General features: G+C 76.3%; 1 protein-coding gene. It reads right to left on the reverse strand.

What is annotated here, in order from left to right; all coding sequences use genetic code 11:
- On the reverse strand, positions 1 to 905 hold a 905-nt coding region (locus KN815_RS47930), incomplete at its 3' end, for a phosphoribosyltransferase domain-containing protein (protein ID WP_372458658.1).
- Positions 906 to 1024: the final 119 nt, after the last annotated feature.

Raw genomic sequence — 1024 nt, forward strand, 5'->3', positions numbered from 1 at the left:
GGGGCGGCGCCTGCCGGGGGCGCCGTGGAGACGGGCGCGGGCTCGTGGTCCGGGGCGGCTGCCTCGTGTGCGGCCACCAGTTTCGCGCCGCGTTCCAGGACGTCGTCCGGGAGGTGCACCGCTCCGGCCGCGGCGGCGACCAGGTCGACGCGGGCGCCGAGGTCGGCCGCGAAGGCGTCCAGGCGGGCGCGGTCCTCGGGCGAGCGCATGTCCACCAGCGCGACCACCACATAGTGGTCGCGGGGGAAGCGGCGGTGGAGGGCGGCGATGGTGTTCAGGACCGTACGGCCCGTGGAGAACTCGTCGTCCACGAGGACCAGGGGGCCCGTCGAGGCCAGGAGCCCGGGGTCCTCGGGGAGCAGCAGATGGGAGGTGGCGTGGCTGTGCTCCTCCTCGAAGCCGCCCACCGTGGCGACGCCCGGGACCGGGCGCCGGGTGGAGTGGAGGTACGGGGCGAGGGCGAGCCCGTCGGCGACGCTGTGGCCGAGGCCGGTGGCGGTCTCGGCGTACCCGAGCACCACCGAGCGCGCCGCCGCCTCGTCGCCCAGCAGCTCGCGCACCCGGCGGCCGAGCCGTACGCCCGCGTCGTGGACGATGGCGGGGCGCTGCGGGACATGCTTGCCGAGCACGTTGGAGACCAGCAGATGCGCCCGCTTGGGGTTGCGCCGCAGGGCGAGCCCCAGCAGCTCGCGCAGCTCGGCGCCACCGTCGCCGCCCAGACCGCTGACGCCCAGGCCGCTGACGCTGTCGCCGCCCAGACCGCTGACGCCCAGGCCGCTGACGCTGTCGCCGCCCAGGCCGCCGTCGTTCCGGCCGCCGACGCCCTCGCGGCCCCGGCCGCCGTCCAGCCGTACTCCCAGCCGGTCCGCGACCCACTGTCCCGACCACACGTTGCCCACGCTCACGCCGCCCTGCGCCTCGTTTCCATCGTCGCTCGTCCGGGGTCCGTCCCGGGCCCGGTTCGTTCGCTCTACGTCCGCAGGCTCGCCGCCAGCAGTTCCACGAAGCTCACATCCTCCCGGGC

This window comes from Streptomyces niphimycinicus, assembly GCF_018883605.1.
In the GTDB taxonomy this organism is placed as follows: Bacteria; Actinomycetota; Actinomycetes; order Streptomycetales; family Streptomycetaceae; genus Streptomyces; species Streptomyces niphimycinicus.